Here is a 15,940-nt window from a genome sequence, read left to right as displayed (position 1 = left end):
ACTTCGATGTTTTGTTTAGAAAGCCATTTTGAAAGATTGATCCAGTAGTGTCCAGTCGGCTCCATCCCCACAATAGCTTCATTTAGATTATTTAAACTTTGAAGATTTTTAATCCATTTTAGGAAGCTAGCAAATCCTTCTTCATTATTTTTGAATGTATGTGGATCGCCGACTACAATTCCACGGAAATTTGCGGCTCTGGCCACGTGAAATTGTTGAGCAATGTCCACACCGACAACGAGATGCTTAACGGAAATTTTTTCTATTAGTTGATTTTGTTTGTTTTGCATTTTAAACTTCATAGTAGAGCTTCCTCCTTAGATGATTGGGTTTGAGTGGTGTCTTACTCTTTTATCTTACTGAGGGGCTCTCTTTTTTTCAAAGTCGAAAAATAACGATCTACAGGAATGCTAACGGGGCAGAATACTTAAAGAAACAGATTCGTATGAAATAAAAAAAGAGCAACTTTAAAATTGCTCTTTTTTTTCATTTTAACAATTTTATTTTAGGCCACAATTAATTTTTTCCTAATTGCTTTTCTTTTTGTAATATAACGTTGTGCAAAATAAGAACCTAATACATAAATAACTGCTAGTGCTTGAAAAGATAAAGTTTCTGCCGTTGGGAATATACAGAACCAAACTTGAGCCCAATTAGGTATATAAAGATTATTAATTGTGGTTGTACTCATCCATCCAGCTAATTGCATCTCTTGGATAGTTTCGCCAACCATAACGGCTAATACTACTACTAAAAGAGCACCCGTAAACACCAACATCTTTTTATGAGGTAAACGACGTTGAGCTATAAACGTTAAAACGCCAACGATCATCGTTAATGCTAAACCAATTAAAGCTCCCTGAAGAACAATTTCCGATCCTGCTTTTAATCTCAAATTCTGAAGGAATAGAACCACTTCAAATCCTTCTCTATAAACAGATGTAAGACCTAGGAGGAAAAGGGACCAAAAAGTGGTTGCTTGAACTACTTCTCCTTTATTAGAAGTGATTTTTTGTTTCTTTTGATTATGGAGTTTTATCCATCCAGTCCAGTAAATTTGGTGGAAAAACCAATTCATGATAATAAGTAAAACAACCACTGCTAAAATCCCAGTAAAAGCCTGAATATTTAATTCAGATGCGTTGACCGCAGAGATGATAGCGACAACAATGAACCAAGTGGCTAAAGTAGCTAAGAATGAAACCCCTGCACCTATCGAGATAGGTTTCCATACAGTGCCTTCCTTTTTACGAACTAATCCAGAAATTATAGCAGCTAACACTAATATAGCTTCTAATCCTTCCCTAAAAACTAGGATAGCAGTATTTATAATTGCAGATATTGGAGATATGTTTTTGACAGTTGGATCTGGATTCCCGTGATAATAGACACCTTGCCAAACGATCACTCCAATAACCGTTAGAATTGAAATTGTAATAAGGATGGTTTTAATATTTAAAAGTTTTTTAATCATGCTATCCTCCCATTTATGTAAACGATATTGATAATCTTTCTCAATTAATTTATTTTAGTTTAAATCATTACTGTATTTTATGTCAATGAAATTTTTTAATTATGGGAAAAGTTACACTTAACGTAACGGGGGCTTGTTAATTGAAGAAATTTGGGGCTAGTGCTTGTATCTTGGCAGTTTAGTGCATTAAGCAATTATTCAACTAGGGGGTGGTATTTGCTTAAACCAGTCGTAAAAACATATGTAAGTGCTTTCCATAATAAAAGAATCTCCAACTTCTGTACTTGCACTGGCATGTTCACTTTCTTTTACCATCTCATGGCTTTTTTTGCAGGCCAACTCTTTTTCCCTTTCCCCTATTTAAGCTTTAATAACTAATGTCAAGGAATTCAGCTGGCATTTAAGGTAATAAATGATGTGTTGTCATTTATATAAATAAAGAAAGCCCCTCCCCGAATCATATTTTATATGTAATCATTGAAGTTGAGTATCCAATACTTACAATTTAAAAGCGTTTAACATATTATTCGATATTGATTGACATGGCTACCTAATATAAAATTAAAACTAACAAGTTTTCGGAGGATTTAAAGTGGAAATCACCAAGCACTTTTTTTTCAACCTTGCAATAATCATAACCATATTATTTTTTGGTTTATTATGGCTAACACTTAAAAGAAAATTCCATATCTCTAAAAGATTCGCAGTCATTTGGTCTATTATTCTTATTTGGGTTTGTTTCCAATTCTCTTATCACCCTACTCCTAATATTTTTATGGACTTAAGGGAGTTACCAGTTTTAATAGGAGGTCTCTATTTAGGCATTGGTCCAATGCTTTGCTTTATTGTAATCTTAATACGAGGATTGTATGGACTGAATATAGGCTTTTTTGCGAATGCTATCCTTTATTTAGTTTTAGCCATTTTACTCTGGAGAATTTACCCATGGTTTTGGAGCCGACCTGCTAAAAAACGTATTTATATTTCTTTAATATTAGGGATTATTATTAGTTTGGTAACTTTAACAAGTGTTGGGATTATCCATGGTAGTGTAAACCTATTAGACTATTTATTTGCATATTTAGTTGTTCCTCCGCTAGGTATTTCTATGATTTCCATGAGTATCGAAACGGTTCTTAATAATATTCTTATAAGAGATAAGCTTTTAAAAGCGGGAAAATTAGAAGTCGTGGAACAGATGGGAGCGGCCATTTCGCATGAGATTCGGAATCCTCTTACGGCAGCTAAAGGATTTGTACAATTATTAAAAGAAGATCCATTATCACAAAAACAAGCTGAATATTTATCAATCATTTCCGCCGAATTGGATTCAGCTGAACGGGTCATTAAAGACTATTTAACTTTCGCAAAACCCTCAATAGAAAAATTAGAACAAATTGATGTAATGAATGAACTTAAGCGTATTTTGAGTATACTTCAGCCCACCGCAAATCAGTATTCAGTCGAATTAATAACTAATTTTGAATTAGTTGGTTTCCTTTTAGGAGAACGTCAAAAGTTTCATCAATGTTTTTTAAATGTTATTAAAAATGGAATTGAAGCAATGCCACAAGGTGGCCAATTGACAATAACAACTGAATCTGGTGAAAAATATATAACTATATTAATCAAAGACTATGGCGTAGGCATGACAAAAGAACAAATCGAAAGGCTTGGAGAACCGTACTACTCTACCAAAGAGGGAAAAGGTACTGGACTTGGCATGATGGTTGCATATAGTATCGTTAGATCTATGAATGGGAAGATTAGTGTTAATAGTGAAATGGGTATCGGTACTACCTTTTGTTTCAGCTTTCCTATCCCATCAGGTTTGTATTCTAAAGGTGAAAAACTGAATTAAATACCCGATGTTGAGGTTGCCACAGCAGTTTTTTTTATTTTTATAAATTGCATAGACTTTTTGGGAAAACTAATCCCTGCTTCGCTACCCATGTAACAATACGTTGTTACTTATTTACTCCTTATTTCTCCAACCCCAAAAGCGAAGTGTCCCAAAGTATATCTTGAATAGGTTCCACTTTTTCTTTTGTACATTTAATCATTAGAACCAATTCTGGTTGGTTTTCTATTGGCCTAGTTGTTTTTTTATCTTTCGTCATCTTGTAATCGATAGAAAAACCGATAATTCCAGTAACAATATACGGCCAATTGTTAATTTGTATCCATAAATCACTCCTAAAAGCATAAATACAGTTCCAAGAATGGCAGCAAGGTCAACTAGGCTGATACCTTCGGAACGATGAATGGAAGCGAAAAGTTTGACCTCTTCCACTCTTTTATCTAGTGGATAACAAAAAGGGTTGAGATTTACTCAACCGCTTTGCAATCATCAATTTAAAAAAGCACAATTAAACGACTCTCTGAATTAATTTCCTTAAAGGCTTTCTCCTTTTGAAATTTTTAAATGATTTCCTTGTAGCAAGAACAAAAGGAGTTCTTCTTCTCTTCCTTGAATTCAACTTTGCTTTTTCAGCAGAGGTTACGAAATCCAAAATATCCTGTGCAGCATTAGGATTGAAAACATTTCTTTGGGATTCCATAATCATTTTCAACTTTTCTCCATCATTTGCCAATAGCTCATCGATAATCGTTATAAGATTTTCGTTGTCTGGACAATAAACACCTAAATGATGTTTTTCTGCAAATAATGGATTGTCTTTTTCTTGTCCTGGCAATGCACCAGTAATAATCATTGGTAAATTTGTTGCTACTCCCTCAAACATGGTATTTGGGCTCCCTCTCATGATGCCAATATCGGCAGCAAGCATGAGGTCCTGAATGTTTTTGGTAAACCCTAATACGTCACACGCTTGTCAAAACGAGGTTTCAGAGAACTTTCTAACTCTTCTTTTAATGTTTCATTTCTTCCAGCAATGATAGTCACTGTGCAATTAAAGTGATTCAGCAGTTTTTCCGCAATCGCATTCATATCCCCTACGCCTTCGCCACCACTCATCATTAAAAAGTTAAGTTCAGATTTCATTTCAAATGGCTTTCTTAGATGGCCTATGAACCTCTCTCGAACGGGGAATCCCACTACATGTATTTTTTCTTTACAAACGCCATATTTTAAGCATTTTAGCATTGCTTCCTTAGTCGGACTTAAAATAAAGTCCGCTCTGGGATCGCACCATAACGGATAAATATTAACCAAATCCGCAATAAGAGTTCCAAAAGGAATTTGAATTCTTTCTTTTCTTATAATATTTATGACGGAACCATTAAAGTTAGGGTGAATAGACAAGATAACATCTGGATTTACCTCATCCAACAAAGCCAAAAAATCATCTTTTATTAGATTTTCTACTCCTTTGTCTATTGCATAAGAATTAATTGCAGAAACATGCCATATGGCATTCCATAATTGGGCAGAATATCTTGTAATTGGACCATAAGATTTACCAATATTTAATAATGTTGATCCTCCTAATGAGAATCCATCGACAACATGAATTTGGATTTCGTCATTTTCACCAATTTTTTCTTGTAATGATTCAGCAATGCTTTTATGCCCGTGACCAGTAAAATCGGAAGAAATAATTAGGATTTTTTTATTCACAGTACCCACCTTTCCTCCACGGATGATTTATATTTAACATCCTTAAAAATAATATAGCCAGTTTGGCTTTATAAATTCTTAGTGTTGATTAGGGACATTTTCTCAATACATCTTATTACGTAAGATACCTTTCAACTTTTCATAAACCACTTTAAAATAGAACCAGATCAAACTGATCTGGTTTATGAATTAGTTTAAGGGGCACTTATTTCTGAACTTAAATTAGCTGAATCTCTATTTTTTCCTTTATACGTAAAACTCACATACCCGTACAAGTACTATAATCATAATCACAAGATCTAAACTAACCAATCCATTGTCCAACCCAAAATCTCCCCTATGCGAAGCCATCCAGTCCGCAAACGATACACCCACAGGTCTTGTCATAATATAGGAGAAGCAAAAGGCAAATATTAGAGTCGGATAATAATGATTTTGATATTAAAGATGAAAAATATAAAATGGCTGAGAAAAAAATCTCAGCTCTTTTTGTTATTTCTGGTTAATTTTTTCAGTTAGGATATTCACTTGTGGTTCTAATCTTGGACTTGGATAAATCCCTACCCCTGTTTATAAGCCATGTAACCCCAATTATTGGAGGCAATAATCTTTAATCGATTAGATTTTAATAAATAGGCACAATTCTCTTCTCTCGGTATTAAAATAAGTGCTTTCTGTTTCCTTAGAAAATCATTAAGACCACCATTTTCAACTTTTAAATTATCTGCCAGCTCTGCTGTCAGAACTTCGCTTTGAAGCCAAATTACTTTTCCTGTTGACTGGTATATATATAAGAAGTCACCCTTTGTTCGAGCGTTATCCTTCACTTTTTCAATCAAACTCTGTTTTGGATTTACAGGAGGGTAATTAATATATTTAGCAATTTGCATTTCATAATAAGCTGCAACGGACAAAATGGATACGGAAAGAAGCACCTTTATAAACCCATTTCCCTTATGCAACAATTGACTTGCAACAGTACCAATGATAATTGAGAGTGCAGGGTAAATCGGGAGAATATACCATCTGACCTTTGTTGTTGCTACGGTAAACAAAATGAATGGAACCAGAACCCATAGAGTAATACCAATCCAAAAATCATTTTTTTCCGCCCTTATTCTCTTAAAAGATATGCCTTTATTGAGAAACAACAGAAAGATTAAAGTGGTCCCCCATAAGAGAGAAAATCGGGACAAAATATTAATGTAGTAAGACATGCCTCCAGTATGATGCTCAATTGTCGAGGTTGATCTGTGAAGTAAATCATAAAATATCATGTTCTTAAAAAATTTAGTACCGTCATATTGGTATCGAATTACTCCCCAAACAACAATAGGCAAGATCATGAACATACACAGAGTCATCCAATTTTTGAAAGACAGAGTTTTATATTTTTTAGTAAAAAAAAGAAATAGTCCCATAATGACAACAATGTTTCCTGCATGCCAACTTTTGGTTAAAAAGGCAAGAGAAAACGCTATACCTGAACCATATAGCCACTTAAGATTGCGGTCCGCTAGCATTAGAGACAGTATGGCAACTGTAAAGAGAAATACAAAAAGAGAATCTGCATCTCCTGTTCTTGAGGAATGATTGGTTATATATTGCGTACACGTTGCCAAAACTAATGTTGAAATAATTGAAGCTAATTTTCCCTGTTTTTTGTATAAAAAGACGGCTATCATCGTTATTGTTCCCATTGAAAAAATGGCTGAGCAAATTCTCAAACCAAGCTCATTAAAACCTGCAATTTTGTACCCCAAGATAATTGCCCAAAAACTAAGCGGCGGCTTTAGATTCCAATAATCAAAATGCCCCCTATACTTATTAATAATAAAGTTTCCACTTTTAATCATTTCGAATGCACTTACACCATGCCTCGCTTCATCCCAGCTATAAATTGGAAAGTTTCCCAATCGATAAAAGACATTAAAGGCAGCCATGGATAGCAAACACAGTATAAAAACGATAAAAAACATAGTCGATTTTTTATAATTTATTCTCTCCATTATTTAAAGCCAGCCTTCCCTGAGATACTAATTTAATTTAATTTAATTTAATTTAATCTCATCATTTAAAAATAATTTTTTCGATTTATTTGAGCATTTTTAATTACTACTAGCATTTTAATTTATTTGACCAATCTATTTATTACATAACCCTTAATTTCCAATAAATAATCTATTAAGGTTCAATTAATTATTCCTTGTTGACTAAATTAAGAATTTCCCATTATGATTTTTGGCCAAATTTAAATAATAAAATAATGTAAGTTAAGTAAGAAAACGACAGCCGATACCTTAATAGAAAACTTGTAATGGTTTCCTTTATATAGAAATATAAAAAGAACCAGATCAAACTGATCTGGTTCTTGAATTAGTTTAAGGAGCACTTATTTCTGAACTTAAGACAGCAGTATTTCTACTTTTTCCTTTATGAGTAAAACTCACATATCCTACAAGTACTATAATCAAAATCGCAAGAGTTAAACTAACCAATCCTTTGTCAAACCCAAGTCCCCCCCTATGCGAAGCCATCCAGTCTGCAAACGATGCACCCACAGGCCTTGTCATAATATAGGAGAACCAAAAGGCAAATATTTTATTGATATTCATGAATTGAGAGCATAACATTGGTATTACTAATAGTACTGTAAATAGGATTCCTGAAGTGAAGAAGCCTAAGTGTAACGTTCCTGCAAACATATCACCTGCTGCAGTACCAAGGGCGAAGGTTGAGAGAACTGTCAACCAGTAAAACATCTCTCGGCGACGAGTATAAATACTGTGGATCGAGAGCGTCTTTTCTTTTACATACCAAAAAGCTAATACAGTAAACAACAAAGCCAAATAAATAATTGTAGAGATAAGCGGAGAATGCCCTAGTAAGAAACTGACTACATCCGCAGCTGTTGTACCAAAAATACTTACCATCACAACAACGAGCCAATAAACAGATGGAATGTATTTGCGTACAGAGAATTGTAACGCTAGGGACCCGAATAGTCCTAAAATTGAAAGAGAAATGGCTAACGGCAGATTCACACTCTCATTCCAATAATCTGCAAATACCTCTCCCATTCCCGTAGTAAATATCTTAATTATCCAGAATAGTAGTGTGATTTCTGGAACTTTTGAAATTAGATCTTGTTTTTTACTTTTTGAACTCAACATAAATCCTCCTTTTTTTCATGTTCATATCGAAACAGTTGATTTCTATTCGTGGGTATAGAAATCAATTTTCGTAGAATTATTGTCAAAATATCTGAAAACTGTGTGATGCAAATCAATTGCATCGTATACCTTAACATGGCCTATTAGCATATGTTGCAGAGCATAATAGATTCGTACTAATTTGATTGTAAAAAACATCGGTAAAAAAATTGTTAAATTAATTTTTATTTTGAAATGCTTTGTTCGTTTTTGGGCACCAATGGAATTCGATTGTAGATGGTGATAATAGCACGACCAATTGGTGCAAGCACTGATTGCATTGCAAAAACAAGTCCGCTTACTACAAATGCTACGATGATGCTTACTAGTACATCAAAAGGATAATGGTTTCCTACATAAACACGAGAAATCCCTGTGCAAATAGCAAACAAGAGCATACCAATTCCAATCTTACGATGCTTCCTCCATAATATCGCTAAAGCAATTGAAAATGTCCCCGTTGCATGATCACTTGGGAACGAAGAATCTTTTGCATGCTGAACTAGGAGATTCACATGATGTGTTACAAATGGACGATTTTCATAAAAGATATGGCCTAAGACAAAATTAATAACTAAACCTAACACAGCGGTTATTGCTACATATACAACCGTATGTTTTTCTTTTTCTTTCCCCAAAAACCACATTAATAGTAAAACCAGTGCAAAAAACGGAAATGCAAATTGGGTAAAGAAAACCATTAAACCATCCAATAAAGGCTGATGGCCTGCATTATGATTAATTGCTTTAAATATCTCGTAATTCACTCTATCTCCTCGCTTCTATCAATATTTTATAATTTTCTTCAAATTCAAATCTCTTTTTTGCCGTTTGTCATCTATTTGATTAAGGTTACTGCCATCAAAAATGAACAAAAACAACTTTATCAATTAAATCTTATTATTCACTAAAGAAACTATTAAGAATTTCTGAAGATGAAAAATTATTTATAAAATGATGCTATATTGTTGTTGATTGTTTATTCAATAAAAATTGGAGGCATTATGTCATATTTAATAACTTTGTTTGAACAACATAGTTACCTCATTTTATTCCTAGGGATTTTTCTAGAGCTTATGGCTCTTCCTATATCTGGAGAATTTTTAATGAGCTATGCGGGATACTTTGTTTATCAAGGGAAAATGAATTATATGTTGGCACTCCTAACCGTTTTTTTGTCAGGTGGTGCAGGTATAACCGTAACATATTGGTTGGGGAAAGCAGGCGGATATAAACTAATTGAAAAGTACGGGAAATATATTCACCTTGGTCCTGAAAGATATAATAAAACGGCGGCTTTGTTTGAACTGTCAGGGAGTAAATTATTGGTTTTTGCGTACTTCATTCCAGGAGTAAGGCATTTTACTGGATATGTATCAGGAATTTCTAAAATGCCTTTTAAAAAGTTTATTGTTCCTGCTTATATAGGGGCATTTTTATGGGGAATTTGTTTTATTACACTTGGAAAGGTATTGGGGCCTGAATGGCAAGCCTTTCATCAATCAGCCACTAAGTATTTAGTTGTTTTTCTCATTGTTTTAGCTGTATTATTGGGTGCTTACTTCATATATCGATTTTATAAAAACCCACTTAAAGATTTCTTTGTTCGTTGGATACAAAGGTTGCTTTCATGGCTTAAAACCATTAGAGCAACGGAAATGTTCCTTATTTTTCTTACTGTAGTTTTAATTGGAATGGTTATCTTGATGCTTGGACTAGCTGATGATTATTTAGACAATGATTTTACCCAATTCGATAAAATTACTGAATTTATGGTGCACTCTTCTGTTTACATTAGCTGGATGAAAGGGTTTATCGTATTTCAACAGCCATTTGCACTTATCAGCATCATAGCTGTTACAATTATTCGTATTTGGACAAAGGAAAAGAATAGGATGTTAGAGTGTCTGTTACTTGTAGTTTCAATATTTGGAGGAATCCCTTTCCGTGAAACAATCTTGGAGTTTTTTTCTATTCTTCAAAAATATGGATTTCTCCAAGGTTTTCATTCACCTAATTTTCCTGATATAAACTCCACTATTTTGTTCGTTATTTATGGAGTTTGTTTATTTTTACTTCTTCGCCATTCGAAAAATAACTATGTAACAATTATGGTTCCTGTGCTTGGATTACTCTTATTAATGGGTCTAGCCATTGTAAATATTGAATTAACCCATGTACTTCCTAGTGACTTTGTTGGCGGATATGTTTATGGAGGAGTCTGGATATTCTTTAATTTTTTATTGTTTGAAATGATACGTCTAGTCTTGGGAAAGTACCAATATATTTCTTTAAATAAAGATGAGATGAATAAAAAAAGAGAACACATATCCCTGTGATAGAAGATGCACCCCAGATTGCTCGTGTCTTAAAAACAAATTGGAATATGAATGGTGTCAAAGAACGGGAATGTATAGAGGCCTTATTATTCTTCCCAATATGTAAAGTTTGGAATATCTAAACACTTTAAAGACTAAATGTCCTTTAGTCTTATACTGATCTGTATTAAAAATAAAAAAAATAAAATGGCCTAATAAAACTGATTGATTTATTAGGCCATTTTATTTATATCTCTTTATTTAGAAAGGATACACATAATAAGTTAATCCACCTACAATGATGCCTGTAATCGCTCCAAAAAAAACTTCTGTTGGTTGGTGTCCTAATAACTCTTTTAATTTTTCTCTAGACTCTGTTTTCTTTATGTTTGGATCTTTTAAAGTGTCAATTAACCGATTAAAATCAACCAAAAGTTTATTTAAAACTTCAGCATGATACCCTGCATGCCTTCGCACTCCTGTTGCATCATGCATAACAATTAATGAAACGACAACACATATTGCAAAGTCATTTGTATAAATACCAGAGGTCAATCCAACAGCTGTAGTCAATGAAATAATCAAAGAAGTATGAGAACTTGGCATTCCTCCTGTACTAAACAACAATTTCCATTTTAATTCCCTTGATGCTAAATAGTGAATTGGAACTTTTATGATTTGAGCAATCAGCATGCCTAAAAGTGCTGCTAAAATTGGATATGATAATAACATTTTTCCTCCACTTATTTTGAAATTATAGTGTTCGCTAAACTTACCCCCTTTAAATTTGGGAATGAGTATATTATTATTTAAAATCAAAAGATTAAACCAAAATTATGGTTGAAGGTTGCATGAATCAAAAAAAGCAATGCTATCCTTAAGCATTGCTTTTCAAACGCAAATTATGCTATGCTGATGCCTTTTTGCTTTTAATAACTTTTATAGCTAAGAAAACTAAAATAAAGAACACGATAATGGCAACCAAATAAGCAATAGGATGTAAGATATTTTGAATATTATCCCAATTGTTACCTAACACATATCCTACATAAGTTAAGATTGCAGACCAAATCACACTACCAATGGCAGTGTACATTAAAAATTTACTAAGGGGCATTCGTGCAATTCCTGCTGGTAAAGAAATAAAAGTACGAATTGCTGGCAAAATACGTGAAACAAATACTGTAATTTCCCCACGTTTATCGAACCACTTTTCAGCAGATTCTAAATGTTTTTTTGACAAAAATACATATTTCCCAAAGCGGTCTATGAATCTTTTTCCACCCCAAAGTCCAATAGCATATGCAATGAAAGAACCGATGATATTTCCTAGTGTTCCAATCAATATAACTCCTATCATATCTAAATGCCCTGTTGAGACTAAATAACCACCAAAAGGCATAATCACTTCGCTGGGAATTGGAATACAGGCACTCTCCAAAACCATTCCTAAAAGGATCCCCCAATATCCAATGGAATTGATCCAGTTTATTGCTATGTCTCCCAAATGATGCAAGATACTCACTTTAACCTCTCCCTTAAAATACTCTTTTGCAAAAATTTTTGACAATAACTATATAACAGTTTGCCATAATAAATGCAATTTGCAACTTTGTTTTTATTAAATTTTTTTCATTTATTACCTTTTAAATAGAAAAAATTGGGGTTTCGCATAGAGGGGAACATTGTAGTTCGGTTAAGGGAGTACCCATATTTTTATTTTGCACAATGTCTAAAATACTAAAAGCAATATATAACACAGTTGCCACTAATAAAAAAATGATGGAACTTAATAAACACTTAATATTTGTTTAATTGATATTTAATAAAAACAACAAACGAATATATTATATTTAAATATGTTAACTCTATATATAATAAAATGATGCTTCAAAAAAGGAGATGAGTTTTTTGTCAAAAAAATTACCAGCCGCTGAAGAAACGGTGCTGGCAGAACCAGTCGTTAACCAATTGTTAAGCAAGGTACCGCAGGTTACTATTTTCTTCTGGATAATCAAAATATTATGTACAACTGTCGGTGAAACGTTTGCTGATTTCATAAATTTCAACCTTGGATTAGGTTTAACTCTGACTACCATAATTATGGGAATAGCATTTTTCATTGTTCTGTTTTTTCAATTCAGAGCAACTAAATACGTTCCAGGCATTTATTGGACCACGGTTGTTCTTATAAGCGTTTTTGGAACGTTGGTAACTGATAATTTAACTGATGGTATGGGTGTACCTCTTGAACTTAGTACAGCTGTTTTCTCAGTGTTGTTAGGATTAACTTTTATTTTTTGGTATTTAAGTGAAAAAACACTCTCGATACACTCGATTTTCACCAGAAAAAGAGAAGTATTCTACTGGTTAACGATCCTATTCACATTTGCACTTGGAACAGCAGTCGGAGATTTATATTCCGAACAACTCGGTTTTGGTTATCTTAAAACAGGAATAACCGTTATTATTATCATAGCTTGTGTATTTTTGGCTTATAAATCAAAACTTGATGGGATATTAGCATTTTGGGTTGCCTATATTCTTACTCGTCCACTTGGAGCATCTCTAGGTGATTACCTATCTCAGCCAAAAGTTAATGGCGGGTTAGGTTTGGGGACAACCGTTACTAGTGTAATTTTTCTTGTAGCGATTCTAGCAATCATCATTCTCCTTGCTGTTACAAAAATTGATATAAACTCTAAAAGTGAAGTAGCAGAAAAGAATCAACCGAACGGAAGAAAGAAAAATGTTTTGACACAAACCATTGTGGTACTATGTATTTTCTTAGTTGGCGGTATAGGCGGTTATGTATGGAGAAGTAATAATATAGCATCGCAAAACACCTCTTCACAAGCTACATTGGGTGGACAATTAACAGGCTTTATTAAAATTGAAAATGACATGCTAACCGCTGTAAACTCAAATAATTTTAGTTCAGCTAAAACAAGTGCGGATGATTTGGAACATCAATGGGACACATCGGAAGCGAAGCTAAGAAAAATCGATGGTACTACATGGACTAAAATAGATGGCACTATTGACGTTGTTTTAGCAGCTGCTCGTTCGTCTAATCCTGATGCCAGCAAGTGTAAGGTAGCACTTAACAACTCACTCAGCGTCTTAAACACAGCAAATAAAGTAACAGCGAATACAGCTTCTTCAACAACATTAGTTGGACAATTAACAAATTTCGCTACAATTGAAAATAACATGCTAAAAGCTGTAAACTCCAATAAATTTACCTTAGCGAAGAAAAATGCGGACGATTTGGAACATCAATGGGATACATCAGAGCCTAAACTTAGGAAAATAGATGGTACAACATGGACAAAAATTGATGGCAGTATTGACGTTGTGTTAGCGGCAGTACGTTCATCAAGCCCTGATGTGAGCAAGTCCAAATCAGCACTCACCGATTCGCTCAGTATTATAAATAGTGCAAATAAATAAAAATCTTAAAAGCCCTCTTTGAACATAGTGTAAGTGAAAGCAATTAGAATCTTGATTGAAAGTATGAAAATTACTATTCTTTCAACTTTCAGTTAGAGTTTAAATATGGAGTGAAAAAATCGTCCTTTGATCAAATGGCGTGAATACTTTAAGAGCAGCATTAATTAATTAAATTAAGGCGATTGTTCAAGAAGAACAATCGCTTTTTTGAATTTGTTTGTAAACAGGATTTATTTTTGTTAATAATTCATCGTGGAATAAAGATTTAATTTAAAACAATATTTTGAATAAGGAATTGAGGAACTAATGGCATTATCTATTCTTAACACAATATTTAAACGAGAAAAAACATATATATTAGTTGCTCTTATTATTATTACACTTTGGGTTTTACCTTATTTTATTCTTGGACCACAAGCACATATGCGGATTCAAGATAACCTCGATTCTAATATCGCATGGTACAAAGTGTTAAATGACAGTGGGCAGCAGCTTACATATTGAATTGGTCAGTTGCTTCTACTGGCTTTGAATGGACATTCCTAAAGATTGGATATATGTATTACGGTAAGGACTGGCACTTGCTTTACTCCGCATTCTCCTATCCATTCCTTTACTTAGTTCTACTTGGAAATTTAAAAATTGTAGATGTCATCTTGCAGAAGTCTGGATGTGGACGAAATCAGGAACCAAAAGAGAAGCAAACCTAGTCTAAAGAGCTGCTTTCCTATTCGTTTTTTATCACATTGTTTTGAAGAACTACACTTAAACAAATGGGTAGCAAGAGTTGAAGAACAGGGCTGTAGTTGTGGCAGCTTTTTCTTATTATGCTAACTAGGCAGGTTTATTGAGGAATAATTGCATAAATATATAAATACGAGGGATTTTCAAAAGTTATTTTATTGGGTGTGTCAAATATTATTAATATAATTAATTTAGGGGAGATAATACAGGAAAATAGACCTACAAAACCTAAAACAAAATTAAACCAAAGAACATATAATAACAATATGTTTTACACCAAAAAGAAGACCGTGACTTAACGTCACGGTATAACAACACAGCTATAGAATTGAATGAATAATCCATTCTCGTCGGCCAAAACAGGGTGGATTATTCTTTTTGTTTATTTTGATTAAACATGTGACACCACTCTTTCTTTTACTTAATGTTGAGTGAATATAGTTCTCAAGGGCTTACATCGATATTAAGGTAATTGTATCGTTTTGATATGCTCTAAATTTCGATATACTTTTTCCCCTTCTGCGGTGATCAAAATGGCTTTGTTATTACGAACCTTTTGGAGTAAGCCTATTTTTTCAGAATGTTCCCCGCCATCTAGAATAACTAGCTGATTTTCTACTTTCTTCAACTGCTCCTCAAAAGATCTGGCTAGTGAAGTGGAAGGTGGATTTAATTGGAGTTTCTGATTATCTAAAGAATACGGCGTTGTATTGGGTGGGTACGGAATGATGCATTTGACATGATTCATCGAGATGAACATGGCTTTATATAAAGGGGAGTGAAAAACAAAATAGTCATTCATAACGCTGGTTACATAGCCATGAATCGATTTATTTCCTGTCACATACACTTGGACAAACAAACCTTTGGCAATCGTTAATGCTTTTCGAAAAGATATTACCTCCGCTTCAATCGGTCTTTCTGATGGAGGTGGTGAATAATAGTAATCTTCATCGTCGAAACTGATTTCTTTTAATCTTTGAACATGAATAAAGGGAATGTAGAGAAAATGTTGGTTTTTGCCATCGAATACGACGATAATGTCCAATCCACTATCTACCAAGGTGCCCTTATAAAAAGTGCCTCCTGAAATTTCCACCTCAATATTTTTACCTAATAAATCTTCAAAGTCCATCTTAATTCTCCTTTTTTGCATATT

General features: G+C 33.6%; 15 protein-coding genes and 1 pseudogene. 5 read left to right on the top strand and 11 right to left on the bottom strand.

Annotated elements, in window-relative coordinates; all coding sequences use genetic code 11:
- Together JOC76_RS27915 and JOC76_RS27910 are read right to left on the bottom strand one after the other, a co-directional pair.
- The coding region (locus tag JOC76_RS27915) for an IS110 family transposase (protein ID WP_205182057.1) at nt 1–302 on the bottom strand (302 nt) is incomplete at its 3' end.
- Between the two features lie 203 nt (nt 303–505).
- Nucleotides 506–1,474, bottom strand: a complete 969-nt coding sequence (locus JOC76_RS27910) for an FTR1 family iron permease (protein WP_205182056.1) — start codon at nt 1,472–1,474, stop codon at nt 506–508.
- A 592-nt stretch (nt 1,475–2,066) separates the two neighbouring features.
- On the opposite strand from JOC76_RS27910, the gene JOC76_RS27905 reads away from it, so the two are divergent.
- Nucleotides 2,067–3,335, top strand: a complete 1,269-nt coding sequence (locus JOC76_RS27905) for an ATP-binding protein (protein ID WP_205182055.1) — start codon at nt 2,067–2,069, stop codon at nt 3,333–3,335.
- 255 nt (nt 3,336–3,590) lie between these two features.
- Here JOC76_RS27905 and JOC76_RS27900 read toward each other — a convergent pair whose 3' ends face one another.
- From JOC76_RS27900 to JOC76_RS27875, 6 genes are all read right to left on the bottom strand, one after another.
- A complete protein-coding gene (locus JOC76_RS27900; protein ID WP_205182054.1) occupies nt 3,591–3,767 on the bottom strand; it encodes a hypothetical protein in 177 nt (58 codons plus the stop codon).
- 76 nt (nt 3,768–3,843) lie between these two features.
- Complete coding sequence (locus tag JOC76_RS27895) at nt 3,844–4,263, bottom strand: hypothetical protein (protein WP_205182053.1); 420 nt, start codon at nt 4,261–4,263, stop codon at nt 3,844–3,846.
- A gap of 26 nt (nt 4,264–4,289) precedes the next feature.
- Entirely contained in the window at nt 4,290–5,054 is a 765-nt protein-coding gene (locus tag JOC76_RS27890; RefSeq protein WP_205182052.1) for an MGDG synthase family glycosyltransferase, read from the bottom strand.
- 560 nt (nt 5,055–5,614) lie between these two features.
- Nucleotides 5,615–7,063 carry an ArnT family glycosyltransferase gene (locus tag JOC76_RS27885; protein WP_205182051.1) on the bottom strand — a complete coding sequence of 483 codons (1,449 nt, stop codon included), beginning with the start codon at nt 7,061–7,063 and terminating at the stop codon, nt 5,615–5,617.
- Nucleotides 7,064–7,435: 372 nt separating this feature from the next.
- The gene (locus JOC76_RS27880; RefSeq protein ID WP_239558031.1) at nt 7,436–8,224 is read right to left on the bottom strand and encodes a COG4705 family protein; all 789 of its coding nucleotides are present in this window, start codon (nt 8,222–8,224) and stop codon (nt 7,436–7,438) included.
- A gap of 227 nt (nt 8,225–8,451) precedes the next feature.
- Nucleotides 8,452–9,033, bottom strand: a complete 582-nt coding sequence (locus tag JOC76_RS27875) for an undecaprenyl-diphosphatase (protein ID WP_205182049.1) — start codon at nt 9,031–9,033, stop codon at nt 8,452–8,454.
- A 237-nt stretch (nt 9,034–9,270) separates the two neighbouring features.
- Between JOC76_RS27875 and JOC76_RS27870 the strand changes: the two genes are divergently transcribed.
- The gene (locus JOC76_RS27870; protein ID WP_205182048.1) at nt 9,271–10,605 is read left to right on the top strand and encodes a DedA family protein; all 1,335 of its coding nucleotides are present in this window, start codon (nt 9,271–9,273) and stop codon (nt 10,603–10,605) included.
- 240 nt (nt 10,606–10,845) lie between these two features.
- Here the strand turns inward: JOC76_RS27870 and JOC76_RS27865 are convergent, their stop codons facing one another.
- Both JOC76_RS27865 and JOC76_RS27860 read right to left on the bottom strand, forming a co-directional pair.
- Nucleotides 10,846–11,316: a divergent PAP2 family protein gene (locus tag JOC76_RS27865; protein ID WP_205182047.1), complete on the bottom strand. Its 471-nt coding sequence runs from the start codon at nt 11,314–11,316 to the stop codon at nt 10,846–10,848.
- 175 nt (nt 11,317–11,491) lie between these two features.
- Nucleotides 11,492–12,154, bottom strand: coding sequence for a DedA family protein (locus tag JOC76_RS27860; RefSeq protein ID WP_239558029.1), 663 nt, complete (start codon nt 12,152–12,154; stop codon nt 11,492–11,494).
- A gap of 341 nt (nt 12,155–12,495) precedes the next feature.
- Here JOC76_RS27860 and JOC76_RS27855 point away from each other — a divergent pair, with 341 nt between their 5' ends.
- From JOC76_RS27855 to JOC76_RS27850, 3 genes and pseudogenes are all read left to right on the top strand, one after another.
- A complete protein-coding gene (locus JOC76_RS27855) occupies nt 12,496–14,037 on the top strand; it encodes a COG4705 family protein (RefSeq protein ID WP_239558027.1) in 1,542 nt (513 codons plus the stop codon).
- A gap of 306 nt (nt 14,038–14,343) precedes the next feature.
- Nucleotides 14,344–14,526 (top strand): annotated as a pseudogene (locus tag JOC76_RS30305) (DUF6044 family protein); the annotation flags it as partial.
- A gap of 11 nt (nt 14,527–14,537) precedes the next feature.
- On the top strand, nt 14,538–14,747 hold the full coding sequence (locus JOC76_RS27850; RefSeq protein ID WP_205182045.1) for a hypothetical protein: 210 nt from the start codon (nt 14,538–14,540) through the stop codon (nt 14,745–14,747).
- Between the two features lie 497 nt (nt 14,748–15,244).
- On the opposite strand, the gene JOC76_RS27845 is transcribed toward JOC76_RS27850, so the two are convergent.
- Nucleotides 15,245–15,916, bottom strand: a complete 672-nt coding sequence (locus tag JOC76_RS27845) for a YwrJ family protein (protein ID WP_205182044.1) — start codon at nt 15,914–15,916, stop codon at nt 15,245–15,247.
- Nucleotides 15,917–15,940 lie beyond the last annotated feature (24 nt).

The organism is Neobacillus cucumis, assembly GCF_016908975.1.
Taxonomy (GTDB): Bacteria; Bacillota; Bacilli; order Bacillales; family Cytobacillaceae; genus Neobacillus; species Neobacillus cucumis.
Note: the sequence above shows the minus strand (reverse complement) of the source record. Positions and strands in the feature narration are given on the sequence as shown.

What these genes read in the sequence shown, in the direction of transcription:
- JOC76_RS27910 (WP_205182056.1), bottom strand. Translation starts at nt 1,474, where the DNA reads ATGATTAAAAAACTTTTAAATATTAAAACCATCCTTATTACAATTTCA.
- JOC76_RS27895 (WP_205182053.1), bottom strand. Translation starts at nt 4,263, where the DNA reads ATGCTTGCTGCCGATATTGGCATCATGAGAGGGAGCCCAAATACCATG.
- JOC76_RS27885 (WP_205182051.1), bottom strand. Translation starts at nt 7,063, where the DNA reads ATGGAGAGAATAAATTATAAAAAATCGACTATGTTTTTTATCGTTTTT.
- JOC76_RS27870 (WP_205182048.1), top strand. Translation starts at nt 9,271, where the DNA reads ATGTCATATTTAATAACTTTGTTTGAACAACATAGTTACCTCATTTTA.
- JOC76_RS27865 (WP_205182047.1), bottom strand. Translation starts at nt 11,316, where the DNA reads ATGTTATTATCATATCCAATTTTAGCAGCACTTTTAGGCATGCTGATT.
- JOC76_RS27845 (WP_205182044.1), bottom strand. Translation starts at nt 15,916, where the DNA reads ATGGACTTTGAAGATTTATTAGGTAAAAATATTGAGGTGGAAATTTCA.